The following is a 25,842-nucleotide window of genomic DNA, read 5'->3' on the forward strand; positions in this document are numbered from 1 at the left end:
AAGCTGCGGCATGATCCGCGCCGTGCTGGCCGTCGGCCTTCTGCTGAGCCTGACCTCGCCCGTCTGGGCTCAGTCCACGGGCTCGCCGGCGCTCGACGCTCAAATCGAGGAGTCCGTGGCCGCGCTCAAACGCGGCGACAAGACGACGGCGCGCCGCCTGGGTGAGGAGGCCGCCAAGAGCGGCGCCCCGATGGCGCTGAACAACCTAGTGGTCATGCTGGACAACGGTGTCGGCGGCCCGAGAGATCCGGCGCGCGCCAGGGCGCTGCTGGAGCAGGCGGCCGCCGCCGGGCTGCCCGTCGCCGAACTGAACCTGGGTGTGCGGCTGCACTTCTCCGACGATCCGACGGAGCAGGCCCGCGGCTACGCCCTGCTGCGCAAGGCCTCTGCGGACGAGAAGGTGAAACCGCTGACCCTGTGGCCCCTCGGGCGCGCCCAACTCCTGGGCATCGGGACGGCGCGGGACATGCCGGCCGGTGTGGCGACGCTGGAGACGAGCCTGAAGGTCGACCCCGGCCGCGCTGATGCCTGGTACCTCGTCGGACGCGCCTACCAGAACGGATGGGGCGGCGTGGCGCCCGATCCCGCGAAGGCCTACAGCCACCTCAAGGAAGGAGCCCGCCTGGGTGACAACCGGGCTGAGCGCTATGTCGGCATGGCGCTTCTGAACGGCGATGGCGTCGAGCGCGACGAAGTCGCGGCGATGGCCGCCTTCCGGTCAGCCGCCCAGCAAGGCAACGTTGACGCGATGATCGATATCGCCGTGATGCTGGCTCTGGGCGAAGGCGTCCCGGCCGATGCGGTTCAGGCCCGAGCCTGGTACCGACGCGCGGCGGACAAGGGATCCGTCCACGCCCTGCGCGGGCTGGGCGCGATGCTGGCGCGAGGGGAAGGCGGCGCAGCCGAGCCCGCCACCGGACGGGCGTACCTCGAGCTCGCCGAACAGGGCGGTGACCCGAACGCGCGCAAGATCCTGGACGGCGCGCTGGGCGCCCTGCCCGCCGCAAACCGCGGCCAGATCGACGCGGCGAAGGCTGCGTGGCGGAAAGAGCACGCGCCGCCAGCCCATTAGCCTGCTCGCTAGCCTGCCGGCGGGGCCATGGGCGGCATTTTCGGGAACTGCGGCAGGCCCTCGTGGGTCAGGTGCCAGGGCTGCGCTTCGTCCATGTAGAGGTGCAGGTTGGGCGTGAAGGTCGAGGGGTCGTCCAGGGCGCCAACCTTCACGGGGTAGAACGGCGTCATAGGCCCGGGGATCGAGTAGAGCGGCGTGCCACACTCGGTGCAGAAGGCGCGGCCGATGTCGGCGCCGGAGTCGCCCCTGGTCGTGTAGACCTTGGGCTTGCCCTTGGTGACCTTGAAGCCCGCCCGCGGCACGAGCAGCACGTGCGTCGGCGGGCCGCCCGCGGCGTACTGGCAGGCGCGGCAGTGGCAGATGCCGCCACCCACCGGGTCGGCCGTGATCTCGAACCGAACCTTGCCGCAGGCGCAGCCGCCGGTGATCTCGGTCATGGTCCTCTCCTTCAGGCCGCCTCGTGCGCCTTCTCCAGGACGAAGTCGTCCGGGTTCGGCTCCAGGGTGGCTTTCCAGTAGTCGATGAGGCCAAAGGGCCAGTTCTGGCTGACGCGGCCGAACTGGTTCTTGTACCAGCTCGACACGTGCGGCGAGCCCCAGGCCCAGCCGGCGTTGGCCTCGTCGACCCGCCTGTTGAAGTCGTCGTAGACGGCCTGCTTCGGCTCCATGGCCGCCGCGCCGGTCTCGGCCAGCAGCTTCAGGGCGCCCACGATGTAGCGGACGGCGCACTCGGAGAAGAAGATGATCGAGCCGTTGACGACGATGTTGGTGTTCGGCCCGTAAATCGTGAAGAGGTTCGGGAAGCGCGGGTGCGTGATGCCGAGGTAGGCGCGCGCGTCGCCGCCCCAGGCCTCGTGCAGATCCTGGCCGCCGCGGCCCCTGATCTTCAGGAACGACAGGAAGTTCGAGGCCTGGAAACCGGTGCCGTAGATCAGCACGTCGGCCTCGTGCGCCTGGCCGTCGGCGGTGACGACACCCTTCGGCGTGATCCTGACGATCCCGTCGGTGATGAGCTCGACGTTGTCGCGCTTGAGCGCGCCCAACCAGACGCCGTTGTCCAGCACCGCGCGCTTGCCGCCGACGGGATAGTCGGGCGTGACCTTGGGCAGCAGGTCGGGGCGCTCGGCGAGCTGGGCGGCGAAGCCGGCGATGGCCATGTCGCGCAGGCCGGCGTTCATCTCGCTGACCGCGCCCGGGCCGCCGTTCCACTGCGGATCGGACTTCACCATCGGCAGGAAGCCCTCGGTGGTCATCCAGAACAGCCAGAAACGGTACCACTTGTCGTAGTAGGGCACGTGCTCGAGCGTCCACTTCATGCCCTCGGGCACGTCCTCGTGGTAGTGCGGCACGGGCAGCGCCCAGGGCGGGTTGCGCTGGAACACCTTCAGGTTCGCCACGTCGGGGGCGATCTCGGGCACGAACTGGTAGGCCGAGGCGCCCGTGCCGATGACGATCACGCGCTTGCCCTTCAGGTCGACGTCGTGGCGCCACTCGGCCGAGTGGAACGCGGGGCCTTCGAAGCTGCCCATGCCCTCGATGTCGGGGAAGCGCGGGCGGTTGAGCTGGCCGACGGCGGTGACCACGGCGTTGGCCTCGACCACTTCGGTCTTGCCGTCCTTGCCCTTCAGCGTGGCGCGCCAGACGCTGCGGGCCTCGTCCCAGGCCACGGTCTCGACCAGGGTCTCGAAGCGGATGTGCTTCTTGAGGTCGTACTTCTGGGCGATGCCCTGGAAGTACTGGAGCAGCACGGGTTGCGGCGAGAAGTGCTGCGGCCAGGCGTGGTTAGGCTCGAACGAGTAGCTGTACATGTGGTTCGAGTTGTCGACCCGGCAGCCGGGATAGGTGTTCTCGTACCAGGTGCCGCCCACGTCGGCGTTCTTGTCCACGATCTCGAAGGGCACGCCGGCCTGGGCCAGGCGGATGCCGGTGAGCAGGCCCGACATGCCGGCGCCGACCACCAGCACCTTCAGCCGGCGGGCGGCGTCCTGGAGCTTCGGGGCCTCGAAATGCGGGTCCTTGGAGCTGCGGCCCTTCAGGACCAGTTCGTCGACCAGGAAATCGACGTACTGCTCGGGGATCTCGGCGCCGGCCACGAAGTCCATCTGCCGGCGGATCGTCTCGGTGGGCGGCGCCTGGAGGGCGAGCGGCCTGCCTTCGAGGTGGGCGTGTATCGCCGCGGCGGCGCGCTTGCGGATCTTCGCCTGCTCGGCCTCGGGAATGCCGGTGTCGCCGCGGGAGAGCGGATTGTAGACGGGCGTCCACTCCGACTTCAGCCAGTCGGCGTCGCCGGTCATCTGGACCATGGCGCACATCAGCGCCGGCAGGTGGGCGTCCTTCAGGGTCTCTTCGATCTGCGCGACGGTCTGCGGCATCCGCTCCTGCCCTGACTTATCGTTGTTCCGTTATCCGCGGAGAATGGACCCCGGCGCGCGGCGGCGGAAGTCCTCACGTGGCGTCAGGGGCTCGCCAAGCGGCGTCAGCCCTGGGCGGCGCGGATGCGGGCCATCAGGTCGGCGGGGAGCGCGAGGCCGGACGCGGCGGCGTTCTCGCGCAGGTGCTCAGGCCGCGTGGCGCCGAAGACCGCGGCGCTGACGTGCGCGTTGGCCAGCACGTAGACGAGGGCGGCCTGCGAGCCGGTGAGGTCCGGGAGCTCGTGCAGGAAGCGGAAGCGGCGGCCGCGCGCGAGCTCGCCGCGGTGGTTCGCCAGCGCCCGGGCGGCGTACCAGAGGTCCCGCGGGCCTTTCAGACGGGCCAGCAGCGGGCGCGTGTGGCCCATGGCGAGCGGCATGCCGGCCAGCACGCCCTTCCCTGCCGCCGCGGCGCGGGCGATCAGCGGCTCGCGCTCGGGGCGCAGCACGTTGTAGTCGACCATGACGACGTCGATGGCGGGCAGGCCGATGGCGTGCCCGATCACCGCGGGATCGAAGCTGTTGAGGCCGATGGCGCGGGCAAGGCCCCTCGCCTTCAGGCTTTCGAGGGCGGCCAGCATCTTGTCGTTCAGTTCGGCCGCAGACGGGCCGTGGAGTTGCAGGAGGCCCAGGGCCTCGAGTCCGAGGCTGCGCAGGCTGCGCTCGGCGCTGGCGACGACGGCGGCCGGGGTCATGTCGCGGGCGATGCGCCCGCCGCCCGCATGGAAGGTGCCGGCCTTGGTGGCGACGACGAGGCCCGACGTGTCGCGGCCCTTGAGCGCGCGGCCCAGGCGGGGCTCGGCCTCGCCCGCCGAGTAGCTGGCCCCGGTGTCGAAGAGGGTGACGCCGAGGTCGATAGCCTCATGGACCAGGCCCAGCGCGGTGCGTTCCTCGAACCGCGGCTTGCCCCACCAGCTCGCGCAGCCGAAGCCGAGCTCGGAGACCGTGAGGCCCGTTCGGCCGAGCGGGCGGCGGCGCATCAGGGCCGGCCAACCGCGCGCGCCGCCTCGGCCTCAGCCGGCATGGCGGTCAGCACCGCAAGGATCGCAACTAGCCAACGCAATCCGGGCTCCTTAAGAACCGCCGCGATGGGCGGCTAGCTCAGTTGGTTAGAGCATCTCGTTTACACCGAGAGGGTCGGCGGTTCGAACCCGTCGCCGCCCACCACCTCCCTCAGGCCGTCGCGGGCCGCGGCGTGGGCTCGGCGTTCAGCACGCGTCGGAAGATGGGCGAGATCGCCAGGATCACGAGGCCGGCGGCCGCCACGATCACCCCGTGCATCAGCCAGAAGCTCACCGAGCCCATACCCTCCAGCTTGGTGCCCAGCCAGCCTGCGGTCGCGTTCCCGGCGAACAGGAACAGGTAGTAGATGCCGATGACCGAGCCCGCGATGGCCTTGGGCGCGGCGCGGGCGAAGAGCGCCAGGCTGACCGGCAGGACGTTGGCGAAACCAATGTCGTTCAAGAGATGGAACGCCAGCAGCCACCAGACCGAGACCTTGCCGCCCTCAGGGGTGAGCATCGCACCGAGGCCCAGGCAGGCGACGCCGGCCGCGCCGAACAGGCAGCCGATGACGATCTTGCCGAACTCGTCCGGCTCCTTGAAGCGCTTGGCCCAGAGGCGCCAGAACACCACCATGGCGGCCAGGCAGCCCACCGACACGAAGGCGTCCGCCGAGACGAGGTCCTCGGCCAGGAGCTTCATGCCGAACAACTGGAGGTCGGCGCTCTTCTCGGCCCAGACGAGGTAGGTGACGAAGATCTGCTGGTTGCCCAGCACCGAGGCGGCGAGCAGCGGCACCATCAAGGCCAACAGGAGCACGCGGTTCCAGTCGCTGCGCACCATCGCCGGACGGTCGACCTTCATCTCGCCGCGCTTGCGGAGCGGCGGGTCGGACGGGAACAGGCGGCGGCCGGACAGGTAGATCACGATCGAGATCAGCATGCCGACGCCGGCGGCGCCGAAGCCCCAGTGCCAGCCGACGCCATGCGCCAGGCGGGCGACGACGAGGGGCGACACGATCACCCCCGCATTGATCGCCAGGTAGAAGATCTGGAAGGCGTCGGCGCGGCGCGTGTCGCCCTCGGGGTAGAGGCTCCCGACCTGGCTGGCGATATTGCCCTTGAAGCACCCGGAACCGAGCATCAGGCACAGCAGCGCCAGCAGGAACGGCTGCTCGAAGGCCATCAGGAAGTGGCCGGCCGCCATCAGCAGGGCGCCGAGGATGATGGTCGGCGTCCTGCCGAGGAGCCAGTCGGCCAGGAGGCCGCCCAGCAGCGGGGTCAGGTAGACGCAGGCGCCGTAGAGGCCGGCGATGGCGACCGCGAGCGCCTGCGGGCTGAGCGGCCCGCCCTTCTCCAGGATGCCTTGCAGGACCGGCAGACCGACCACGTTCTCGACGTGGCCGGGCAGCAGCAACTGGTTGACCATGTAGAGGGCCAGCAGCGTATTCATGCCGTAGTAGGAGAACCGCTCCCAGGCCTCGGTGAAGGCCAGGAAGCCCAGCGCCTTCGGATGGCCCAGGAAGGCGGTATCGCCGTCTTTGACGGTCGCTGCGGTCATGGGAATCTCCAAACCCCGCGGGACCTTAGAAGGAAAAACCCGGCTTGAGGAAGGCCGCGACGAGCACCGACAGGCCGATGAGCGCGAACACGATCGCCGCGCCGATCCGGACGTAGCGCAGTGGGACGACCTTCGTCGCGGCCTCGCCGAGCAGGACGGCCGGGACGTTGGCCAGCATCATGCCGAAGGTGGTCCCGGCGGTGACGAACAGGAGGTTGTGGAAGCGGGCGCCCAGCAAGGTTGTGGCGATCTGCGTCTTGTCGCCGATCTCGACGAGGAAGAAGGCGACGAGCGTGGTGAGGAACACGCCGCCGGCCGTCGCCGCCGCGGCGCCCTCGTCCTCCTTGTCCGGGATCAGCGCCCAGCCGGCCATCACGATGAAGCCGAGGCCGACGACGGCCTGGAAGACGGGTCCGGTCAGCCACTGCGCGATGAGCACGCCGAGGCCGGCGGCGAGGCCGTGGTTGGCCAGGGTGGCGGCGAGTATCCCCAGGATGATCGGGATCGGCCGGCGGAAGCGGGCGGCCAGCATGATCGCCAGGAGCTGGGTCTTGTCGCCGATCTCGGCGATAGCCACGAGGCCAGTGGAGACGAGGAAGGCTTCCAAGGTGACACCGATGGGGACGCGGCAGAGACGACGACGACGCAACACCTCCGCCGCGCCCGTGGGCTAAGGAGGCCGCATCGCCGGTCTCGCCAATCCGGACCCGAAAGGTCCGCCGCTCGCGCCATGCCCCAGGAGGAGCAAGTCTGTTGACGCGGGCTCCGCTGTGGTGCGGACGGCTACTCCCCGAAGACAGCCCTGCCCTACCCCGCCGCACCGGAGCGGCGCAATGGAAAAGAGGGGCAATGAAAAGGGCGGCCGTCGCGTACGGCCGCCCTTTCATCTCTCCCGATGAGACGCGTCAGTTGTTCAGCGTGCTCTTCAACGAATCGCCCACCTTGAAACGGCAGGTCTGGCTGGCCGGACGCTTGACCTTTTCCCCCGTGCGCGGATTGCGGGCTGTGCCCGCCGCCCGCTTCACCGGCACGAAGCTGCCGAATCCGACCAGTCGGACCTCGTCGCCGGCCTTCAGGGTGGTGGATACCGAGGCAATGAAGGCGTCGAGCGCCTCCTTGGCCTGCGCCTTGTTGAGACCGGCGCGATCGGCCATAGCCGATACGAGTTCGGCTTTCGTCATGTGTGTTTTCTCCCAGCCCACTCTTTTTATGGCGTGGGGAATCTGGGCCGCGTCCCCCTACGCCTTGTCCGAATTAAGGCCCGAGCGGGCGTGGCCGTCAAACGGATGCGGCGCAGGATTCCTCCTGCGCCGCCCGCTCGATACAGAATTTGATCAGGTCCGCCGAAAACGCAGGCGGATACCCGTCCTTCGAACCTAGTGGATGCCGACCTGGTCGGACGCGTCGTCTTCGACGGGCGCCACGGCCACGGGTTCCACCTCGTTCCATTCGATGGCGACCGGCTGGCGGGTCAGCGCCTTGGCCAGCACTTCATCCATCGTCGTGACCGGGATGATCTCCATGGTCGACTTCACGTTCTCCGGGATGTCGGCCAGGTCCTTCTCGTTCTCCTGCGGGATCAGCACGGTCTTGACGCCGGAGCGCATGGCCGCGAGCAGCTTCTCCTTCAGGCCGCCGATGGCGGTCACCCGGCCCCGCAGCGTGACCTCGCCGGTCATGGCGATGTCGGCGCGGATCGGGATGCCCGTCAGGACGGAGACGATGGCGGTGGCCATGGCCGCGCCGGCGGACGGGCCGTCCTTGGGCGTGGCGCCGTCCGGCACGTGGATGTGGACGTCGGTCCGTTCGAAGGACGGCGGCTCGATGCCGAACTTCGTGGCGCGGCTGCGGACGTAGCTGTTCGCCGCCGAGATCGACTCCTTCATCACGTCCTTCAGGTTGCCCGTGATGGACATGCGGCCTTTGCCGGGCATCTTGACCGCCTCGATGGTCAGGATGTCGCCGCCGAAGTCCGTGTAGGCCAGGCCCGTGATGATGCCGACGGCGTCCTCGGCGTCGGTCTCGCCGTAGCGGTACTTCCTGACGCCCGCGTACTTGGCGAGCCGCTCCTCGTCGACGGTGATCGTCGTGAGGTTCTCACGGCCCAGGTCGCGCACGGTCTTGCGCGCCAGGTTGCCCAGCTCGCGCTCCAGGCTCCGGACGCCGGCCTCGCGCGTGTAGTAGCGGATGAGGCTGCGGATCGTGCCTTCCGGCACCACGAACTCCTCCGGCGTCAGGCCGTGGTCCTTGGTGAGCTTCGGCAGCACGTGCCGCTTGGCGATCTCGACCTTCTCGTCCTCGGTGTAGCCGGGGATGCGGATGATCTCCATGCGGTCCAGCAGCGGCTGGGGCATGTTGAGCGAGTTCGCGGTGGTCACGAACATCACCGGCGACAGGTCGTAGTCGACTTCCAGGTAGTGGTCGCCGAACGTCGAGTTCTGCGCCGGGTCCAGCACCTCGAGCAGGGCCGAGGACGGGTCGCCCCGCCAGTCGCTGCCCATCTTGTCGATCTCGTCCAGCAGGAAGAAGGCGTTGGTGGTCTTCGCCTTCTTCATCGACTGGATGACCTTGCCGGGCATCGAGCCGATGTAGGTGCGGCGGTGGCCGCGGATCTCGGCCTCGTCGCGCACGCCGCCCAGGGAGACCCGGACGAACTCGCGGCTGGTGGCCTTGGCGATCGACTTGCCGAGCGAGGTCTTGCCGACGCCGGGAGGCCCCACGAGGCACAGGATCGGGCCTTTCAGGGCGCCCACCCGGGCCTGGACCGCCAGGTACTCCAGGATCCGCTCCTTCACCTTGTCGAGGCCGTAGTGGTCCTCGTTCAGGATGTCCTCGGCCTTCTGCAGGTCGATGGGCTTCTGCTTGGCCTTGCCCCACGGGATCGAGAGCAGCCAGTCGAGGTAGTTGCGCACGACCGTGCTCTCGGCCGACATCGGGCTCATGTTGCGCAGCTTCTTCAGCTCGCCTTCCGCCTTGGTGCGGGCCTCCTTGGAGAGCTTGGTCTTCTTGATGCGCTTCTCGAGCTCGATCAGCTCGTCGCGATGGTCGTCCTGTTCGCCCAGCTCGCGCTGGATCGCCTTCATCTGCTCGTTCAGGTAGTACTCGCGCTGGGTCTTCTCCATCTGCCGCTTCACGCGGTTGCGGATCTTCTTCTCGGTCTGCATGACCGAGATCTCGCCCTCCATCAGGGCGTAGACCTTCTCCAGGCGCTTCACGACGTTGAAGACCTCCAGAAGCTGCTGCTTCTCGGCGATCTTGACGCTGAGGTGACCGGCGATGCGGTCGGCCAGCTCCGAGGGGTTGTCGATCTGCGGGATCGCGGCCAGCGCCTCGGGCGGTACCTTCTTGTTCAGTTTGACGTAGTTCTCGAACTGCTCGACGACCGCGCGGCTCAGGGCCTCGGCCTCGGGAGACCCGACGCCGTCCTCCTGGATCATGGCTATCTCGGCTTCATAGTAGTCGTCGCGGCCGGTGAAGCGGGTGATGCCCGCGCGCGCCTTGCCTTCCACCAGCACCTTCACGGTGCCGTCGGGCAGCTTCAGCAGTTGCAGGATGGTGGCCACGACGCCGACGTCGTAGATGGCGCCCGGCGACGGATCGTCGTCGTCCTTGTCCTTCTGCGTTGCCAGCAGGATTTGCTTGCCTTCGTCGCGCATCGCCTCTTCGAGCGCGCGCACGGACTTCTCCCGGCCCACGAACAGCGGCACCGGTTGATGCGGGAAGACCACGATGTCCCGCAAAGGCAGGATCGGCAGGATCTTGATCTCTGACATGATGCTCTAAACTCCTGGCGGGCCCCTTTAGTGGCAGCCTCGCCTGTCGGATCGCAGTCACTCAAACGATGCGCTTGAGTCGGACGACCCGTCCGCCGGACCCCGGCGGCGTTGTCGACGATTTATGTGGACGGTTTCCAACGCCTTTCAAGCGCCGCAAGACCCGTGCGCGACACTGCGTCCCATCGCCTCGGATGAACCAGCTTGAGCGGGAGGACGCCGGGATCGCGCGCAAAGCCATGCCCCGGACACGGCCGTCTAGATAGGAAGAACGCCCGTTCGTCTCAAGAGCATCGACGTGGCCGCGGCCCGGTCTAGCTTCGGCGCGCAACGCGATCCGGAGACCTGGCCGATGCGCCCGCTTCTCATCCCCCTCGCCGCGGCCGCCCTGGCGGCCGGCTGCGCCCCGTCCGAGCCCGCGGCCAGGTCCGCCGCCACGGCCGCCGCGCCCACGGCGGCAGCCGCGCCGGACGCGGCGAGCAACCCGGCCCGCGCCGCCGACGTGGCGAAGGACGCCCAGCGCAAGGGGCCGGAACTGGTCGCCTTCGCCGAGGTGAAGCCCGGGCAGAAGGTGGTCGAACTGATCCCGGGCGCCGGCTATTTCACACGCCTCCTCAGCCTGACCGTGGGGCCGGAAGGCAGGGTCTACGCGCTGTGGCCGGACGAGTACGACAAGGTCTCGCAGCCGGACTCGCAGGTGATGCGGAAGATGGCCGGCGCGGCCCCCTTCACCAACGTGACCGTGCTGACCCAGCCGGCGAGGGCGTTCAGCGCGCCCGAACCGGTCGACCTCGTCTTCACCTCGCAGAACTACCACGACTATCCCGACCCGTTCATGGGCAAGGTCGACCCGGCGGTGCTGAACGCGGCGGTGTTCAGGGCGCTGAAGCCCGGCGGCCTCTTCGTGATCGTCGACCACTCCGGGCGGCCAGGCACGGGCATGACCGAGACCGACACCCTGCACCGGATCGACGTGGCGACGGTGAAGCGCCAGGTGACGGCGGCGGGCTTCGTGCTGGAAGGCGAGAGCGACATGCTGGCCAACCCGGACGACCCGCGAACCGGCGACGTGTTCGGCAAGGCGATCCGCGGCAGGACCGACCAGTTCGTGCTGAAGTTCCGCAAGCCGAGATAGCTCCACCCCACTCGCTCATCCCCGCGCATGCGGGGACCCAGACTTGCTTTCCAGCCGCGCCGACGCTGGCGCCTCGCGGTCAAGGGGAAGCCTGGGTCCCCGCATGCGCGGGGATGAGCGGAAGGAAGGGTGTCGTTCACCCCTTCGGGCGGTCGCCCTTCCAGTTGAGCTCGATGGTGACGCCGTTGGGGTCGCGGACGAAGATCTGCTTCACCGTCGTGCCGGGCGTGGTGGTGGCGCGGAACCTGAAGCCCGTCTTCTCGACGCGGGCGAGCGCGTCGTCGTAGTCGGCGATGTCGAAGGCGAAGTGGTCGAGCGAAGAACCGGCGGAGGCGGCGGCCGGCGCCTCCACCTCGACCAGGTGGACCACGTCCTTGTCGCCGGCGTAGAGCCACGCGCCCGGGAACGGGAACGGCGGCCGCCAGCCCTCGGCCAGGCCCAGGACGTCGATCAGGAACGCCTTGGTCCCCGCGAGGTCGGCGGTGCGGATGTTGACGTGGTCGAGGCCGTTGATCAGCGCCATCCCGCCAGTCTGCCGCGCCGAAGCCCGCCGGGCCAGGGTTTCGGCGCCCCGGCAGCGGTCATGCCGCCGCGGGCTGCGGCTGTTCGACGTCGACCACGATGAGCACGCGGGCGCGGCCGTCGTCGGTCAGCACCCCGATGGACTCGCCGGCCGGCAACCCGATGAGCGCGGCGCCCACGGGCGTGAGCACCGACAGGCGGTCCCGATCGATGTCGGCCGCGTCGGGCGGCACGACCTCGACGACGCGGGTGCGGCCCGAGGTCAGGTCGGTGAAGGCGACCTTCGAATTGAGGCGTACGAAGGGGCGCGGCGCCTCACCCTCGTCCACGATGACGGCGCGTTCCATCTCCTCGGCGAGGAGGCGCGCGCCACGGGTGTCGGTCGTGCCGGCAAGGTTGGTCAGGCGCTCGTGGTCGTCCTCCGTGACGTACACGGGCGGCAAGCGGTGTTGATGGGCGCGAAGGGACATCGCGTTTCCTTTCAGGCGTGCGCCGGGCGACGGCCACGGCGAGCCGGACTCCGCGCGGTCAGGTGTTGACCCGACCGCGAGGCGGATTTGTTGGGATTGGCCCAGACGTTCATATCCGCGGGCTCGATGCGAGCCGCGCGCCGGAGGTGAAGTCCGAGCAGTTCCGGGGCTTGCCCCGAGCTCTAAGCTTTCCGCTTACACGAGCTCGGGGGCGCTATCCTGCGACGAAGCGCCCGGCGTGATGATGTCGACGTTCGAATGAAGCGGACTTGCTCATCGTGGTTCGAACATGGGTGCGGCCGGGGCGAATGTCAAACCGTGGCGGCCCCGCCATGGCGACGATTGGCGCCCGCCGTCCGCCCGAGGCCTACTTGTCGAGGCTGATGCCGGAGACGGCCAGGTAGGCGCCGGCCTTGTCGTGGCAGTAGCCCGTGACGTCCGCGCCGCCGGCCAGGAGCGTGGCGCAACTGCCCACGACCCCGACCACATGGACGGCGGCCGGCGCGGCCGGGGCGCGGGCCTCGTCCTTCGCGGACGCGTAGAGGCCGACGCGACGGCGATCCAGGAAGGGGATGGAGAGCGCATCGGGCTGGGCCGCCTCGGCCCGCGTCGGATAGACCGCCACGTCGCGCCAGTAGCCCTGCAGGCTGACGCACCTGCCCGCGAAGGCGTCGGGCGCATAGGCCACCTCGCCGAGGTCGGCCGGCGTGGCGGCCTTGGCGGTGCAGGCCTTGGTGGGCTTCACGCGCAGGACGACGGCCTCGTCCGCAGTCGCGGAGAGCGGCGCCGTCGCAGCGGCGAGGATCAGGAGTGCGGAGGCGGCGCGTGCGAGCATGCGCCGGCCCGGGCTCAGGCCGCGCCGCCCTTGTCGCGGCGTTCGGCGTAGATGATGAGCGGCTGGGCGCGACCCTCGATGACCTCCTGGTTCACCACCACCTCCTCGACGCCGTCGTAGGTGGGCAGCTCGTACATGGTGTCGAGCAGCACGCCTTCGAGGATCGAGCGCAGGCCGCGGGCGCCGGTCTTGCGCTGGATGGCCTTGCGGGCCACCGCCATCAGCGCGTCGTCGGTGAAGGTGAGGCCCACGTTCTCCATCTCGAAGAGGCGGACGTACTGCTTCACGAAGGCGTTCTTCGGCTCGGTGAGGATCTTCACCAGGGCCTTCTCGTCCAGGTCGTCGAGGGTGGCGATCACCGGCAGGCGGCCGATGAACTCCGGGATCAGGCCGAAGCGGAGCAGGTCGTCCGGCTCCACCTGGCGGAAGATCTCGCCGGTGCGGCGCGAGTCGGGGTCCGACACCTTGGCGCCGAAGCCGACCGATGTGCCTTGCCCACGCGCCGAGATGATCTTCTCCAGGCCCGCGAAGGCGCCGCCGCAGATGAAGAGGATGTTGGTGGTGTCGACCTGCAGGAACTCCTGCTGCGGATGCTTGCGCCCGCCCTGGGGCGGCACGGAGGCGACGGTGCCCTCCATGATCTTCAGCAGCGCCTGCTGCACGCCCTCGCCCGACACGTCCCTCGTGATGGACGGATTGTCGGACTTGCGGCTGATCTTATCGACCTCGTCGATGTAGACGATGCCGCGCTGCGCACGCTCGACGTTGTAGTCGGCCGCCTGCAGCAGCTTCAGGATGATGTTCTCGACGTCCTCGCCCACATAGCCGGCTTCGGTGAGCGTGGTCGCGTCGGCGACGGTGAACGGCACGTCGATGATTCGGGCCAGCGTCTGGGCCAGCAGCGTCTTGCCGGTGCCCGTGGGGCCGATGAGCAGGATGTTGGCCTTGCCCAGTTCGACGTCGTTGTTCTTCGTCGCGTGGTTCAGGCGCTTGTAGTGGTTGTGGACCGCGACCGAGAGGACCTTCTTGGCGTGGTCCTGGCCGATCACGTAATCGTCGAGGACTTCGCGGATCTCCTTCGGAGTCGGCACGCCGTCCTTGGACTTCACGAAGGAGATCTTGTGTTCTTCGCGGATGATATCCATGCACAGTTCGACACATTCATCGCAGATGAACACGGTCGGGCCCGCAATGAGCTTGCGGACTTCGTGCTGGCTCTTGCCGCAGAAAGAGCAATACAGGGTGCTCTTCGAATCTCCGCTGGCCGCCTTGGTCATGGTCTCATCTCACTGTTCCAGCGAATCCGGCCGGTGGTCTGGTCGGCCTCGCCCCGGGGCCTCAAATGCCCTGTCTTGCAGGATACGCGCCGCGGGTTGTCCAAGTCTTGACATTCCCCGATCCGCGCCGGGATCACAAGCATTCGCTTGCGGGAGCGACAATGTGAGGCGCGTAGACGCCGCCTCGGGCGGCGGCGCCCGACAAGTGGGAAACGGGCCGAAATGGCACAAGAGCGTGAAGCGTCCGATCCCGGCCTGAGGGGCGACCCCGTCGTCGAGGAGGGGTGGGAGCCGCCCATCGTCGCCTTCGACTTCGACGGCACGCTGACCGTGCGCGACAGCTATACGGCGTTCCTGAAGTGGCGGACGCCGGCGATCCGGTGGTGGCTGGGCGGGGTGCGGCTGCTCCCGGCCGCCCTCGCCTACCTGATCCATCGCGACCGCGGGCGGATCAAGGCGGCCGCCACGAAGGTGTACCTGGGCGGCGTCTCCCGCGAGCGCCTGGAGGCGGATGCGCGGCGTTTCGCCGAACTCCACTCGCGCAAGCTGCTGCGGCCCGACGCGGTGATCGCCTGGAAGCGCTGGCGGGCCAAGCGGGTGAAGCTGGTGATCGTCACGGCCTCGCCCGACGTGGTGGTCGCGCCGTTCGCCCGCGGGCTGGCGGCCGACGGCATCCTGGGCACGCCGCTGTCCTACGACGCGCAGGGCCGGGTGACCGGCGCGTTCGCCTCGCCGAACTGCCGCGGGCCGGAGAAGGTGGTGCGGATCAGGGCGGCCTATGGCGACGACGTCGAGGTGAAGGCCGCCTATGGCGACACCTCGGGCGACACCGAGATGCTCGCGATGGCCGCCGAGCCGTACTTCCGGGTCTTCACGGGCAAGCCCTGAGGGGTCGGGCGATGAAGCATGCCTCCGCCGCGACGCTGGACCTGCTGGAGCCGCTGCTCGGCGACATCCGGGCCCTGGGGCTGCGCGAGACGTCGCGGGGCGTCTTCTACCGGAAAGGTCGGGCGTTCCTGCATTTCCACGAGGACCCGAAGGGCCTGTTCGCCGACGTGCGGGACACGGACGGCCGCGACTTCGAGCGGTTCGACGTCACCACGGCGGACGGCCGGGCGGCGCTGCTGGCGGTCGCGCGGGCGAGGGCCTAGGGCGGGCCCGCGATCGCGGCCCAGGCGGCGGCGAGTTGGGCCTCGAAGTTGTCCTGGCTGAACCGGGCGGCGGTGGCGCGGCCGGCGGCGCGGCGGGCCTCGAACGTCTCGCCGGCGCGCAACTCGTCGACGCGCCGCGCCAGCGTCTCTGCGATCTCCAGGTGGGCGCCGTCCGGGAACCAGTCGCCGTTGTCCGGGGTGGCGTACTCGCGCCCGCCGCCGCCGTCGAAGCCCACGACCAAGGCGCCGGTGGCCATGGCCTCCAGCGGCGGCAGGCCCAGGCCTTCGAGCTGGCCCAGCGCCAGGAAGATCTCGCTGGAGGCCATCAGGCGCGCCACGCCCGGCCGCGCGAGCCCCTTGATCTCCACCCACGGCACGGCGCCGAGGTCGGGGCGCAGGGAGCGGACCGCCCCGCGGATCAGCCGCCATTCCTGCGGCCGGCGATTGGGGGTGGCGGCGATCTGCAGCCGTCTGGGCCCCTGCGCGGCGGCGAAGACCGGATCCAGGACCGGCCGCACGACATGGGAGGGGCGCGTCCAGCCCAGGCGGGCCAGCATGTCGGCGGCGAAGCCCGACGGCAGGATCATCGCCTCGGCCCCCCAGGCGGCCATCGCCGACACGTCCCCGAAGGCGGCGAAGCTGTAGTAGGGGCCCTGGTTGTGGATGACCTTGCGGCACGGGGTGTCGGCGACGGCGAGCGCGCCGGCGCCGAACATCTCGCCGACCGACAGGACGTCGTCGGCCGTCAGCCCCGCGAGCGTCGTCTGCCAGGGCGGCGGCTCATAGCCGTAGGGAAACTCGGGCGTGAACACGCCCGGCGGCTCGTCGTCCGGGCGGATGAACAGGAAGCGCGCGTCGTAGCCCATCCGCCGCAGCGCCGCGACGTGGTCCAGGTTGACGAACTGGCCGCCGGTCCGGTGGACGCCCTGGGTGACGTAGAAGATCCGCAAGGCCCGCCGCCCTCCCCTCGCCCGCACCGTGGCGGAACCGCCGGCAAACGAAAAGGGCGCCCGGCGGCCGGCGAAGCTCATGACCAAGCGACATTCGGCGCCCCGGATGAAGAGTTGCGCGGACCTGTCGACTTCGAGCGCGTGGCAGCGCCGTGTCGATTCAACCACGAAGACCACGAAGTTCACGAAGGGACCGGGAAGCGCGTTGCGCTCAGCTCATCCGCGCGCCTTCGTGATCTTCGTGGTCTTCGTGGTGGGAATCAGGGCGCCTGCGGCGCACGCCGCGCCGACAGGTTGCGCACCCTTCATGCGTCAGCGTGCGGCTGACACCTTGCCCATCGGGGAGAACGGCGCCGAGGCCTACTCGTCTTCGCCGTCGCGCTTTTCCCAGACGTGGTCGACCAGGCCCCAGTCCTTCGCCTCCTGGGCGGTCATGAAGTGGTCGCGGTCCAGCGTCTCCTCGACCACCTCGATCGGCTGGCCGGTGTGCTTGGCGTAGATCTCGTTCAGGCGGGCCTTGGTCTTGAGGATGTCCTCGGCGTGCCGGCGGATGTCCTGCGCCTTGCCCGAGTAGCCGCCCGACGGCTGGTGGACCATGATGCGGCTGTTGGGCAGCGCGATGCGCTGGCCCTTCTCGCCGGCCATCAGCAGGAACGAGCCCATGGAGGCCGCCATGCCGAGGCAGAGCGTGATCACCGGGCTCTTGATGTACTGCATGGTGTCGTAGATCGCGAGGCCGCTGGTGACGATGCCGCCCGGCGAGTTGATGTACATCTGGATCTCTTTTTTCGGGTTCTCCGCCTCGAGGTGGAGCAACTGGGCGCAGATCAGGCTGGCCATGCCGTCTTCCACCGGGCCGGCCAGGAAGATGATCCGGTCCTTCAGCAGGCGCGAGAAGATGTCGTAGGCGCGCTCGCCGCGGCTGGTCTGCTCGACGACCATCGGCACGAGGCCGAGAGCGGTGGTGACGGGATCGCGCATTGGGGAGTCCTTTTAGGCTGAACCCCCGATATCGCGTGCCGGACGGTTCGGCGCAAGGCGGCCGATGTCGCGGACGCGGGCGGCGCGGAGGGCTGCGCCGCCCGCCCCGCCCTAGACGAACAGGAAGTCGTCGGCCTGCAGGCTGGCCAGGGCCACGTTCTGCAGGGTGATCGTGTGCGTGGCGTCGAGCGTGATCACCACGTTGGCGCCGACCTGGGCCGAGTGGCTCACGACGAAGCCGAAGTCCGCGAACTGGGCGGCGTCGAGCTGGATCACGTCCTTGCTCTCGAAATCGGTGATCACGTCCTTGCCGAAGGCGCCCGAGAAGATGAACCGGTCGACGCCGACGCCGCCCGAGAGCGTGTCGTTGCCGGCGCCGCCGTTCAGCGTGTCGGTCCCCACGCCGCCGGTCAGCTTGTCGTTGCCGCCCAGGCCGTTGATCACGTCGTCCAGCACCGTGCCGTTGAGGGTGTCGGCGTTGGCCGTGCCGTTCTTCGTGGGCGCGTCGGCGACGCCGCGGACGGTGACGCTGATCGTGCCGGTCGAGACCGCGCCGTGGCTGTCCTGCACCTGGTAGGTGATGGTGTCGACCAGGGTCTGCGGCTGCTTCAGGGCGTCGGCCGCGTCGCCGTCGGCCACGTAGACCACCTTGCCGTTCACGATCGAGGCGTGGCCGGCGGCGGTCTCCGCGGTGACGCCGACCAGGGTCAGGGTGTCGCCCGCGTTGCGGTCGGTGTCGTTGGCCAGGACGTCGATGGTCACCGACTGGTTCTCGGCGACGGTCGCGGCGTCGGCCGCCGCCACCGGATCGAAGTTGATGAAGAGCTTCGCCACCGAGCCGTCGTGGTCCGACGTCTGGTTCACCGGCGCCTGGTTCGAGTTGATGTGGACGATGTCGAACTGCGCGCCCGCATAGAGCTCGGGCGAGACCAGCATGTGGTCGAGGAGCTGGTTGTTGCCGTCGAAGTTGTACGAGTAGCGCTCGTTCACGGACAGCAGGTTGGCGAGGTTCGTCAGGGCGCCGCCGCTCTCGAGCTGCGTGAGCGAGGTCTCGAACTGGAAGGCGTTGAAGTCGCCCATCACCATGACGCGGGCCGACGGGTCGGCCGCCACCAGGCCCTCGACGAAGGTCTTGATGAACGACGTCTGCTCGATGCGGCGCTCGTCGCCGGCGTTGGTGGCCGGCTGGTGCGCGCCGAACAGCTCCTCGCTGCCGAGGCGCGAGGTGTTGTGGACGTCGATCAGGGTGATCTGCTCGCCCTGGAAGGTGAAGACGCCCACGAGCGGCTTGCGGCTGTTGGCGTAGGTGTCGCCGTTGGCCGGGGTGGTGTCGGTGATCTGGCTCACCGAGACGAAGTCCACGCGGTCGGGGTTGTAGAGGTAGCCCTGGCGGATGTTGCCGTTGGCCTCGCCGCCGTTCTGGTTGTTCGCGGTCGGCGCGATCTCGACGTAGACGTAGGTGGGTCCGCCCGCCGCCTGGATGGCCGCGATCAGCTTCGCCGCGGTCGGCTGGCCCGAGTAGTTCGCGCCCGAGCCGGGGCCGTCGGCGTCCTGGACCTCCTCCAGGCCCACGATGTCGGGGGCGCCCAGGTTGGTCACGATGTTGACCGCCAGCGCGTCGAACTTGGCCTGCGGGTCGGTCGGGTCGAGGTTCTCGACGTTGAGCGCGCCCACCGTGATGTGCTCGGCGTCGCCGCGCAGCGTGGTCGACTCCTTCGGCAGCACGATCGGGCCGCTGCCGGTGGAGCCCACTGCGGTCGGGATCAGCTCATACTGGCCGCCGAAGTAGGTCATGATCCCGGTGACGTCGCCCAGGTGGTCGCCGGTGACGGCGTTGATCTGGGCCCCGGCCGGCGAGACGCCGGAGTCGTAGAAGATCTGCACCCGCTCGGGGTTGAAGTCGCCGGCGCTGACGGTGATGCCGCCCCCTGCGTTCATGCCCGTGGCGTTGGCGCCGAGATCGCCCACGGCCCAGGTCGCGTTGCTGATGGTCGGGCCCGTCGCCTGGGCGTTCGGCAGGGTGACGCGCATGCCTTCCAGCGACTCGTAGAAGTCGATGGCGTCCTGCTGCGGGTCGAAGACCGAGAAGTTGTCGTTGTCGATCACCGAGGTCGGGATCAGCCGGCCGCCGGTCCCCAGCACGACCGCCGCCGGCAGTGGATTGTCGGAGGAGACGACCGTGACGACGGGGCTCTCGATCTCGGTGATCGTCAGGTTGTTGGCCACGCCGCCGTTGAACTCGCCGACATTGCCCTCGACGCGGACGAACTGACCGACCGAGACCGTGGGCGTCGTCCCCGTGAACACGAAGACGGCGTCCGAGGTGGCGTCGTCGCCGTCGCCGGTGGGGTCCTGGATCCAGAAGCCCTGCGCGCCGGTGGTGTCGATCGCGGTCACGATCCCTTCGGTCGTCACGTGCGCGCCCAGCAGCGGCGAGGTGTGGCTCGCGCCCTGGATCTCGTAGGTCTTCACGATCGTCACGTCGTCGTTGAGGATCGTGCCCGTGCCGACGCCGCCGTTCTGGATCACGGCCGTGCCGGTCGCGTTGACCAGGTTCGAGAGCGTGACCGTGAAGGTCTCGTTGGCCTCGAAGGCGGTGTCGCCGTTGATGACGACCTGCACCTCCTGGACGTTCGGGCCGCCGGCCGTGAAGTGCAGCGTGCCGGCCTGGGCGACGTAGTCGCTGCCGGCGGTCGCCGTGCCGTTGGCGGTGGCGTAGTCGACGGTGAAGTCGCCGTCAGTCTGTCCGGTGCGTGTGACCGTGAAGGTGAGCAGCTTCGTGCCGGAGTCGCCCTCGGTGATCGTCGGGCTGGAGATGCCGACCACGCCGCCGGTGACCGGGCTGGCGTCGACGACGACGTTGTCGATGCCGACCTCGTCGCGGTTACCGCTGCCCGTCGAGATGTCGTGCCGCCAGCGCAGGTAGACGTAGTCGTCGGGGTTCAGGATGACGCCCGAGAGCGTGAGGCCGGCATGGCTGTCGCCCAGCACGGTCTGGCCGGTCTGCGCGGCGGGCGTGTTGAACGCGCCGTCGGCGACGACGGTCCAGCTCGCGCCATTGGTGGAATACTCGAACACCAGGACGCTCGAGCGGTCGCCAGTGTTGCGGTAGATCCAGTCGAAGCCGACCGTGAAGTCGGTCAGCGTCTGGGCCGTCGTGTTCTGGAGGCGCGCGATGATCGCGCCGTCGTTGTCGCCCTCGGCGCCCGTGGGCTGGTAGAGCAGGCCCGCGCCGAAGGTCGGCGTGCCGGCGGCCGTGGCGTAGATGCCCGCCGTCACCGGGTCGCCGCTGATGACGCCGCGGCCGAAGTCGGTCCCGGCCGCGCCGGTGAAGCCGAACGCCGGATTGGCGCCGTCGCTGAAGCCGGTGACGACCCAGATGTCGGAGTCGAGCTGACCCGCCGCCGGCGTCGGCGCGAAGCCGGCGGCCGTGAAGCCGGTGAAGTTCTCCTGGAAGAAGTGGCCGCCATCGTCGTTGGCGATCGTGCCCTGGCCCTGGGCGTCGCCGATGACCGCGCCGCCCGTGGGGTTGGTGAGGTTCACGAAGAACGTCTCGTCGGGCTCGCTCGTCGTGTCGCCGTTGATGGTGACGGTGACGGTCTTGCTGGTCTCGCCGACGCCGAAGTTCACCGTGCCGCTGGCGGCGACGTAGTCCGAGCCGGCCGTCGCCGTGCCGTTGGCGGTGGCGTAGTCGACGCTGAAGGCGCCGTCGCCGCCGGTCCGCGTCAGGGTGAAGGTCGCGATGGTCGTGCCGGAATCGCCCTCGGCGACGGTGACGTCGTCGATGCTGACGCTGGGCGGCGGGGCGTCGTCGTTGGCGATCGTGCCCTGCCCCTGCGCGTCGCCGATCGTGACGCCGTTCGTGGCGTTGGCGAGGTTCACGAAGAAGGTCTCGTCGGCCTCGAACTCGGTGTCGCCGTTGATGGTGACGGTGATCGTCTTGCTGGTCTCGCCGACGCCGAACATCACCGTGCCGCTGGCGCTGACGTAGTCCGAGCCGGCGCTCGCCGTGCCGGGCGCGGTGGCGTAGTCCACCGAGAACGCTTCCGTCCCGCCGGTGCGGGTGATCGTGAAGGTGGCGACGCTCGCGCCGGAGTCGCCCTCGGTGACGGTCACGTCGTCGATGCCGATCGTCGAACCGCCGGCGCCCGCCTGGGTGGCGTTCACCACGACGTTGTCGATGCCGACCTCATCGCGGCTGCCCGAGCCCGCCGCCGCGTTCTGGTGCGTCCAGCGCAGGTAGAGGTAGTCGCCCGCGTTCACGCTGAGGCCCGTCAGCGTCAGCCCGGTGTTGGTGTCGGCGACGAAGGTCGCGCCCGCCTGCAGGGCCTGCGGCGTCGTGAAGGCGCCGTCGGGCACGTTGGTGAACGTCGTCCCGTCGCCGGAGAACGAGAAGGCCAGGCTGCTCGCCCGGTCGGCGTTGTTCCGATAGACCCAGTCGAAGTCCACGGTGATGTTGGTGAGCGTCGCGCCGGTGGTGTTCTGGATGCGCAGTTCGATGAAACCGTTCGAATCGAAGTCGGCCGCGCTGGGCTGGAGGATGAGGGCCGCGCCGAAGGTCGGCGTCGAGGCGTTCAGGGCATAGACGCCGCCGGTGGTCGGGTCGCCGCTGAGCACGCCGCGGGCGAAGTCGCCGGTGGTTCCCGTGAAGCCGAAGGCCGGGTTCAGGTTGTCGCTGGCGCCGACGACCCTCCAGATGTCCGAATCGAGCTGACCCGCCCCGGGCGTCGGCGCGAAGCCGGCCCCGGTGAAGCCCGTGAAGTTCTCCTGGAAGACAATCGGCATTCAGACCCCCACATCCCAGAGTAAATACGGCCCCTCCCCAGAGGCCGGTCGATCACCGAAGCCCTGTCGGAGCCCCGGCGCAAGCGTCGCGGACGATTCACCCACAGGCGATGCGGAGATCGGCCGACGCCGCCCTCCCGTGGGCAAAAGTGCGCAAGGTTCGGGCTCGGAATAGCCGCGCCCCGTGACACCGTTGCGACGGTCTGTTCAAACTGCGGATGGGTTCGTGCGCGCCGGGAAAAGTTCGCCCGACGCGCGAGTTCAAGACGGGGGTCGGGATGAGGTTTGCGGCGGTGGTGGCGGCGGCGGTCCTGGCCGCGGGGTCGGCGGGCGCAGCGCCCAAGCCCGTGGCGCGCGACGCCAAGGTCTGGGCGGCGGCCGAGAAGGCCCAGGCCGCGCAACTCAGGCTGCTGGAAGAGGTGGTGAACATCGACTCCGGCACCGGCGACGTCGAGGGCGGGCGCAGGGTCGCCGCGGTCCTGGTCCCCCGCCTCGAAGCCCTGGGCATGACCATCGAGAAGGTCCCGGCCGAGGCCCCGGACCTGCCCGAGAACATCGTCGCGACGCTGAAAGGGACCGGCAAGGGCCGCATCCTGCTGATCGGCCATCTCGACACCGTGTTCGGCCCCGGCACGACGGCCAGGTGGCCCTACGCCGTGAAGGGCGACCGCGTGACCGGCCCCGGCGTCGGCGACGAGAAGGGCGGCGTGGTCGGCGGCATCACCGCGATCCAGATCCTGAAGGACCTGGGCTTCAGGGACTTCAAGCAGATCGTCTTCCTCATCGAGAGCTCGGAGGAGCGCGGCTCGCCCGGCACCCGCAAGCTGATCGACCGGCTGCTGGCCGACGCGGACGTGGAGCTGAACCTGGAGCCGGGCGACGCGCCCGACGTGATCACGGTCTGGCGCAAGGGCTCCACGGTGCTGGAGATCGCGGTGAAGGGCCGCGCCGCCCATGCCGGCGTGGCGCCGCAGGAGGGCCGCAACGCCGCGGAGGAACTGATCAACCAGCTCAAGGCCACGCACCCGTTCCCGAAGGCCGGCGACGGCACGACGCTGAACCTCACGATCCTGGACGCCGGTACGCGCAACAACATCATCCCCGAGGACGCCAGGGCGACCCTGAGCCTGCGGGTGCGCGAGAAGGCCGAGGTGGACCGCGTGATCGGGGCCCTGGAGGCCAGCGCGGCCAAGCCGACGATCCCCGACACCCGGGTGACCGTGGGCCAGCAGACCTCGTACCCGCCGCTGCCGAACAACGCCGCCACCGACGCGCTGGCCGACCGCGCCGAGGCGATCTACGCAGGCTTGGGCCTGAAGCTGGGCCGCGGCGGCAACGGCGGCGCCTCGGAGTCCGCGCTGGCCAACGAGGCGGGCGTCCCCGCCCTGGACGGCCTGGGGCCGGTCGGCGGCGACTTCCACTCGGACAAGGAGTGGATCGACCTGAAGAGCGTGACGCCCCGCCTCTACCTGCTGACCAAGCTGATCATGGACGTGGGCCGGAACCCGCCGGCCCGCATCAAGTAGCGCCGACGCCTCCCCTCCGAACGTCATGGCCCGGCTTGTCCGGGGGTGACGAGGGGGTTGGGAGCAGCGGCTAAGCCGCGATCCCCGAGATCCACTGGCGGAGCACGCCCAGCACCTGTTCGGGCGGGGCGTAGCCGCGGGTGACGACGCCGTAGACGCCTTCGGCGTTGGGGCCGCCGACCAGGGTCGGGAAGCCAGTGACGCCGGCGCGCTGGGAGGTGGCGTAGTCGCGCCAGGTCTCCTGCCGGGCCTCCTCGGTCGACCAGTCGGCGAGGAACTTGTCGCGGTCGAGGCCGAAGTCGGCGGCGAAGTCGGCCAGCACCTCGCCCTTCGTCACATCGCGGCCCTCGGCATAGAAGCCGCGCTGGACCGCGCCCAGGAAGCGCGTGGCGACGTCCTCGCCCTCGCGGCGCACGACCACGACGGCGCGGGCGGCCGGGTCGGTGTCGTAGACGAAGCCGGGCCGGTTGATCGCCGCCGCGTCGAACGGCAGGCCCGAGGCCTCATGCACATGATGCCAGTGGCCGGCGATCTCGGTCTTGGCCCTGTCGGTCATCGGGTCCGTGGTCCCGGGGCGCAGGCCGCCCATGACGAGGCGGATCGGCAGCGCGTTGCCGTAGGCGGCGCGGATCTGCTCGATCACCGGCGAGAAGCCGTAGCACCACGAGCACATCGGGTCGGAGAAGTAGATCAGGTGCGGGCCATCCATCGCGCGGCCTCCTCTTTCGCCACGGATGATCGCAGCGAACGGGCCGCCGGTCACGCGCGGTCTTCACGCGGAGCCTCCGCGGCGCCAACGTCGGCGCCATGGCGCACGACCATCACGACCACGATCATGACCACGATCACGGGCAGGAGCCGCCGTCCGACATCGCGCTGCGGGTGAAGGCGGTGGAGTCGCTGCTGGTCGAGAAGGGCCTGGTGGAGGCCGCGGCGCTGGACGCCATCGTCGACCACTACGAGCACAAGGTGGGGCCGCGGAACGGCGCCCGCGTGGTGGCGAAGGCCTGGAGCGATCCGGCCTATCTGGAACGCCTGCGGGCCGACGCGACGGCCGCCATCGCCGAACTGGACTTCACCGGCCGCCAGGGCGAACACATGGTGGCCGTGGAGAACGGGCCGGGCGTCCACAACCTCGTCGTCTGCACCCTGTGCTCCTGCTACCCGTGGCCGGTCCTGGGCCTGCCGCCGGTCTGGTACAAGTCGGCGCCCTACCGCTCGCGCGCGGTGATCGACCCGCGGGGCGTGCTGGCGGAGTTCGGGACCACCCTGCCCGACGACGTCGAGGTGAAGGTCTGGGATTCCACCGCCGAGGTCCGCTACCTCGTGATCCCCGAACGGCCCGCCGGGACCGAAGGGCTGAGCGAGGCGGCGCTGGCCGCCCTCGTCACCCGCGACGGCATGATCGGGACGACGCGGCTGTGAACGGCGTCCACGACATGGGCGGGATGCACGGCATGGGTCCCATCGCGCCGGAAGCCGACGAGCCCGTCTTCCACCACGCCTGGGAGGCGCGGGTGCATGCGCTGACCCTGGCCTCGCCCACCCGCGGCAATATCGACGCCGGCCGCCACCGCCTGGAGCTGCTGCCGCCGGCCGAATACCTGCGCATGAGCTACTACGAGAAGTGGCTGACGCGGCTGGAGCAGTTGCTGGTCGCGGGCGGCCATGTGACGGCCGAGGAACTGGCGGGCGGCAAGGCCGATCCGAAGGCGCCCAGGGCCACGCCGGTGCGGCCCGCGGGCACGGTCCACGCAGCGCTCACCGGGCCTTACTCCTATATCCGCGAAACGGGTCCGGCCGCGTTCGCGGTCGGCGACAAGGTGCGGGCGAAGACCCTCAACCCGACCGGCCATACCCGCCTGCCCCGCTACGTCCGCGGCCGCGTCGGCGTCGTCGAACGCCTGCATGGCGCACACGTGCTGCCGGACTCCAATGCGCATGACCTCGGCGAGGACCCCCGCCATCTCTACGGCGTCCGCTTCGACGCGCAGGAGATCTGGGGCCCCGAGGCGCGGGCCGGCGACGGCGTCGGCCTCGACCTGTGGGAGCCCTACCTTGAGCGCGCCTGACGTCCTGGGCCTGCCCCGCCTGCCGCGCGACGCAGAAGGGCCGGTCTTCGCCGAGCCCTGGCAGGCGCAGGCCTTCGCCCTGACCCTGAAGCTGCACGAGCGCGGCGCCTTCACCTGGCCGGATTGGGCCGCGGCGCTGTCACGGGAGCTGGCCGCCGATCCGGCCGACGACGGGACGCGCTACTACGACCATTGGGTCGCGGCGCTGGAGGGGCTGGTCACGGGCCGGAACCTGGCCGGGGCCGACGAGCTCGAAACGCGCAAGACCGCGTGGAAAGACGCCTACCTGCGCACGCCCCACGGCAAACCTGTGGATCTGTAGAC

23 protein-coding genes, 1 tRNA gene and 1 riboswitch are annotated in these 25,842 nt (G+C 69.6%); of the genes, 9 read left to right on the forward strand and 15 right to left on the reverse strand.

Annotation, left to right across the window (positions count from 1 at the left end; all coding sequences use genetic code 11):
• Nucleotides 1-10 precede the first annotated feature (10 nt).
• Nucleotides 11-1,072, forward strand: a complete 1,062-nt coding sequence (locus KF737_RS08205) for a hypothetical protein (RefSeq protein WP_296452782.1) — start codon at nucleotides 11-13, stop codon at nucleotides 1,070-1,072.
• 8 nt (nucleotides 1,073-1,080) lie between these two features.
• Here KF737_RS08205 and KF737_RS08210 read toward each other — a convergent pair whose 3' ends face one another.
• From KF737_RS08210 to KF737_RS08220, 3 genes are all read right to left on the reverse strand, one after another.
• Nucleotides 1,081-1,509 (reverse strand): GFA family protein, encoded by a 429-nt coding sequence (locus KF737_RS08210; RefSeq protein WP_296452785.1) that lies wholly within the window; start codon nucleotides 1,507-1,509, stop codon nucleotides 1,081-1,083.
• 11 nt (nucleotides 1,510-1,520) lie between these two features.
• Nucleotides 1,521-3,443, reverse strand: a complete 1,923-nt coding sequence (locus tag KF737_RS08215; protein WP_296452789.1) for an NAD(P)/FAD-dependent oxidoreductase — start codon at nucleotides 3,441-3,443, stop codon at nucleotides 1,521-1,523.
• Between the two features lie 104 nt (nucleotides 3,444-3,547).
• On the reverse strand, nucleotides 3,548-4,459 hold the full coding sequence (locus tag KF737_RS08220; RefSeq protein ID WP_296452792.1) for an aldo/keto reductase: 912 nt from the start codon (nucleotides 4,457-4,459) through the stop codon (nucleotides 3,548-3,550).
• A 110-nt stretch (nucleotides 4,460-4,569) separates the two neighbouring features.
• On the opposite strand from KF737_RS08220, the gene KF737_RS08225 reads away from it, so the two are divergent.
• Nucleotides 4,570-4,646 (forward strand) — tRNA-Val (locus KF737_RS08225).
• Between the two features lie 6 nt (nucleotides 4,647-4,652).
• Here KF737_RS08225 and KF737_RS08230 read toward each other — a convergent pair.
• The 4 genes from KF737_RS08230 to lon form a co-directional block, all read right to left on the reverse strand.
• Nucleotides 4,653-6,041 carry a peptide MFS transporter gene (locus KF737_RS08230; protein WP_296452795.1) on the reverse strand — a complete coding sequence of 463 codons (1,389 nt, stop codon included), beginning with the start codon at nucleotides 6,039-6,041 and terminating at the stop codon, nucleotides 4,653-4,655.
• 25 nt (nucleotides 6,042-6,066) lie between these two features.
• Entirely contained in the window at nucleotides 6,067-6,648 is a 582-nt protein-coding gene (locus KF737_RS08235; RefSeq protein WP_296452799.1) for a TMEM165/GDT1 family protein, read from the reverse strand.
• A gap of 92 nt (nucleotides 6,649-6,740) precedes the next feature.
• Nucleotides 6,741-6,846, reverse strand: a riboswitch (yybP-ykoY riboswitch).
• A gap of 100 nt (nucleotides 6,847-6,946) precedes the next feature.
• On the reverse strand, nucleotides 6,947-7,222 hold the full coding sequence (locus KF737_RS08240) for an HU family DNA-binding protein (protein WP_296452802.1): 276 nt from the start codon (nucleotides 7,220-7,222) through the stop codon (nucleotides 6,947-6,949).
• A gap of 195 nt (nucleotides 7,223-7,417) precedes the next feature.
• Complete coding sequence (gene lon, locus KF737_RS08245) at nucleotides 7,418-9,814, reverse strand: endopeptidase La (protein ID WP_296452805.1); 2,397 nt, start codon at nucleotides 9,812-9,814, stop codon at nucleotides 7,418-7,420.
• Between the two features lie 352 nt (nucleotides 9,815-10,166).
• Between lon and KF737_RS08250 the strand changes: the two genes are divergently transcribed.
• Nucleotides 10,167-10,949 (forward strand): methyltransferase, encoded by a 783-nt coding sequence (locus KF737_RS08250; protein ID WP_296452808.1) that lies wholly within the window; start codon nucleotides 10,167-10,169, stop codon nucleotides 10,947-10,949.
• Nucleotides 10,950-11,085: 136 nt separating this feature from the next.
• Here the strand turns inward: KF737_RS08250 and KF737_RS08255 are convergent, their stop codons facing one another.
• The 4 genes from KF737_RS08255 to clpX form a co-directional block, all read right to left on the reverse strand.
• Nucleotides 11,086-11,472: a VOC family protein gene (locus KF737_RS08255; RefSeq protein WP_296452811.1), complete on the reverse strand. Its 387-nt coding sequence runs from the start codon at nucleotides 11,470-11,472 to the stop codon at nucleotides 11,086-11,088.
• Between the two features lie 58 nt (nucleotides 11,473-11,530).
• Complete coding sequence (locus KF737_RS08260; protein WP_296453102.1) at nucleotides 11,531-11,905, reverse strand: GreA/GreB family elongation factor; 375 nt, start codon at nucleotides 11,903-11,905, stop codon at nucleotides 11,531-11,533.
• A gap of 403 nt (nucleotides 11,906-12,308) precedes the next feature.
• Complete coding sequence (locus KF737_RS08265; RefSeq protein ID WP_296452814.1) at nucleotides 12,309-12,776, reverse strand: hypothetical protein; 468 nt, start codon at nucleotides 12,774-12,776, stop codon at nucleotides 12,309-12,311.
• A gap of 14 nt (nucleotides 12,777-12,790) precedes the next feature.
• Nucleotides 12,791-14,053: an ATP-dependent Clp protease ATP-binding subunit ClpX gene (gene clpX / locus KF737_RS08270; RefSeq protein ID WP_296452817.1), complete on the reverse strand. Its 1,263-nt coding sequence runs from the start codon at nucleotides 14,051-14,053 to the stop codon at nucleotides 12,791-12,793.
• Between the two features lie 222 nt (nucleotides 14,054-14,275).
• Here clpX and KF737_RS08275 point away from each other — a divergent pair, with 222 nt between their 5' ends.
• Together KF737_RS08275 and KF737_RS08280 are read left to right on the forward strand one after the other, a co-directional pair.
• Nucleotides 14,276-14,941 (forward strand): HAD-IB family hydrolase, encoded by a 666-nt coding sequence (locus tag KF737_RS08275; RefSeq protein ID WP_296452821.1) that lies wholly within the window; start codon nucleotides 14,276-14,278, stop codon nucleotides 14,939-14,941.
• An 11-nt stretch (nucleotides 14,942-14,952) separates the two neighbouring features.
• A complete protein-coding gene (locus tag KF737_RS08280) occupies nucleotides 14,953-15,204 on the forward strand; it encodes a hypothetical protein (protein WP_296452824.1) in 252 nt (83 codons plus the stop codon).
• Here the strand turns inward: KF737_RS08280 and KF737_RS08285 are convergent.
• The 3 genes from KF737_RS08285 to KF737_RS08295 form a co-directional block, all read right to left on the reverse strand.
• Entirely contained in the window at nucleotides 15,201-16,154 is a 954-nt protein-coding gene (locus tag KF737_RS08285; protein ID WP_296452826.1) for a glycosyltransferase, read from the reverse strand. The two genes, KF737_RS08280 and KF737_RS08285, sit on opposite strands and share 4 nt — an antisense overlap.
• A 360-nt stretch (nucleotides 16,155-16,514) precedes the next feature.
• A complete protein-coding gene (locus KF737_RS08290) occupies nucleotides 16,515-17,135 on the reverse strand; it encodes an ATP-dependent Clp protease proteolytic subunit (RefSeq protein WP_296452829.1) in 621 nt (206 codons plus the stop codon).
• A gap of 111 nt (nucleotides 17,136-17,246) precedes the next feature.
• Nucleotides 17,247-21,920, reverse strand: coding sequence for a Calx-beta domain-containing protein (locus KF737_RS08295; RefSeq protein WP_296452832.1), 4,674 nt, complete (start codon nucleotides 21,918-21,920; stop codon nucleotides 17,247-17,249).
• A gap of 278 nt (nucleotides 21,921-22,198) precedes the next feature.
• On the opposite strand from KF737_RS08295, the gene KF737_RS08300 reads away from it, so the two are divergent.
• Nucleotides 22,199-23,446 (forward strand): glutamate carboxypeptidase, encoded by a 1,248-nt coding sequence (locus KF737_RS08300; RefSeq protein ID WP_296452835.1) that lies wholly within the window; start codon nucleotides 22,199-22,201, stop codon nucleotides 23,444-23,446.
• A 70-nt stretch (nucleotides 23,447-23,516) separates the two neighbouring features.
• Here KF737_RS08300 and KF737_RS08305 read toward each other — a convergent pair whose 3' ends face one another.
• On the reverse strand, nucleotides 23,517-24,155 hold the full coding sequence (locus KF737_RS08305) for a DsbA family protein (protein ID WP_296452840.1): 639 nt from the start codon (nucleotides 24,153-24,155) through the stop codon (nucleotides 23,517-23,519).
• Nucleotides 24,156-24,253: 98 nt separating this feature from the next.
• Between KF737_RS08305 and nthA the strand changes: the two genes are divergently transcribed.
• The 3 genes from nthA to KF737_RS08320 are packed head-to-tail and all read left to right on the forward strand — an operon-like array spanning nucleotide 24,254 to nucleotide 25,840.
• A complete protein-coding gene (nthA, locus tag KF737_RS08310) occupies nucleotides 24,254-24,871 on the forward strand; it encodes a nitrile hydratase subunit alpha (protein ID WP_296452843.1) in 618 nt (205 codons plus the stop codon).
• Nucleotides 24,868-25,518 (forward strand): nitrile hydratase subunit beta, encoded by a 651-nt coding sequence (nthB, locus tag KF737_RS08315; protein WP_296452846.1) that lies wholly within the window; start codon nucleotides 24,868-24,870, stop codon nucleotides 25,516-25,518. Before nthA ends, nthB begins: the two co-directional genes overlap by 4 nt.
• On the forward strand, nucleotides 25,505-25,840 hold the full coding sequence (locus KF737_RS08320) for a nitrile hydratase accessory protein (protein WP_296452848.1): 336 nt from the start codon (nucleotides 25,505-25,507) through the stop codon (nucleotides 25,838-25,840). The genes nthB and KF737_RS08320 overlap by 14 nt, the downstream gene beginning before the upstream one ends.
• Nucleotides 25,841-25,842: the final 2 nt, after the last annotated feature.

The organism is Phenylobacterium sp. (assembly GCF_019636135.1).
In the GTDB taxonomy this organism is placed as follows: domain Bacteria; phylum Pseudomonadota; class Alphaproteobacteria; order Caulobacterales; family Caulobacteraceae; genus Phenylobacterium.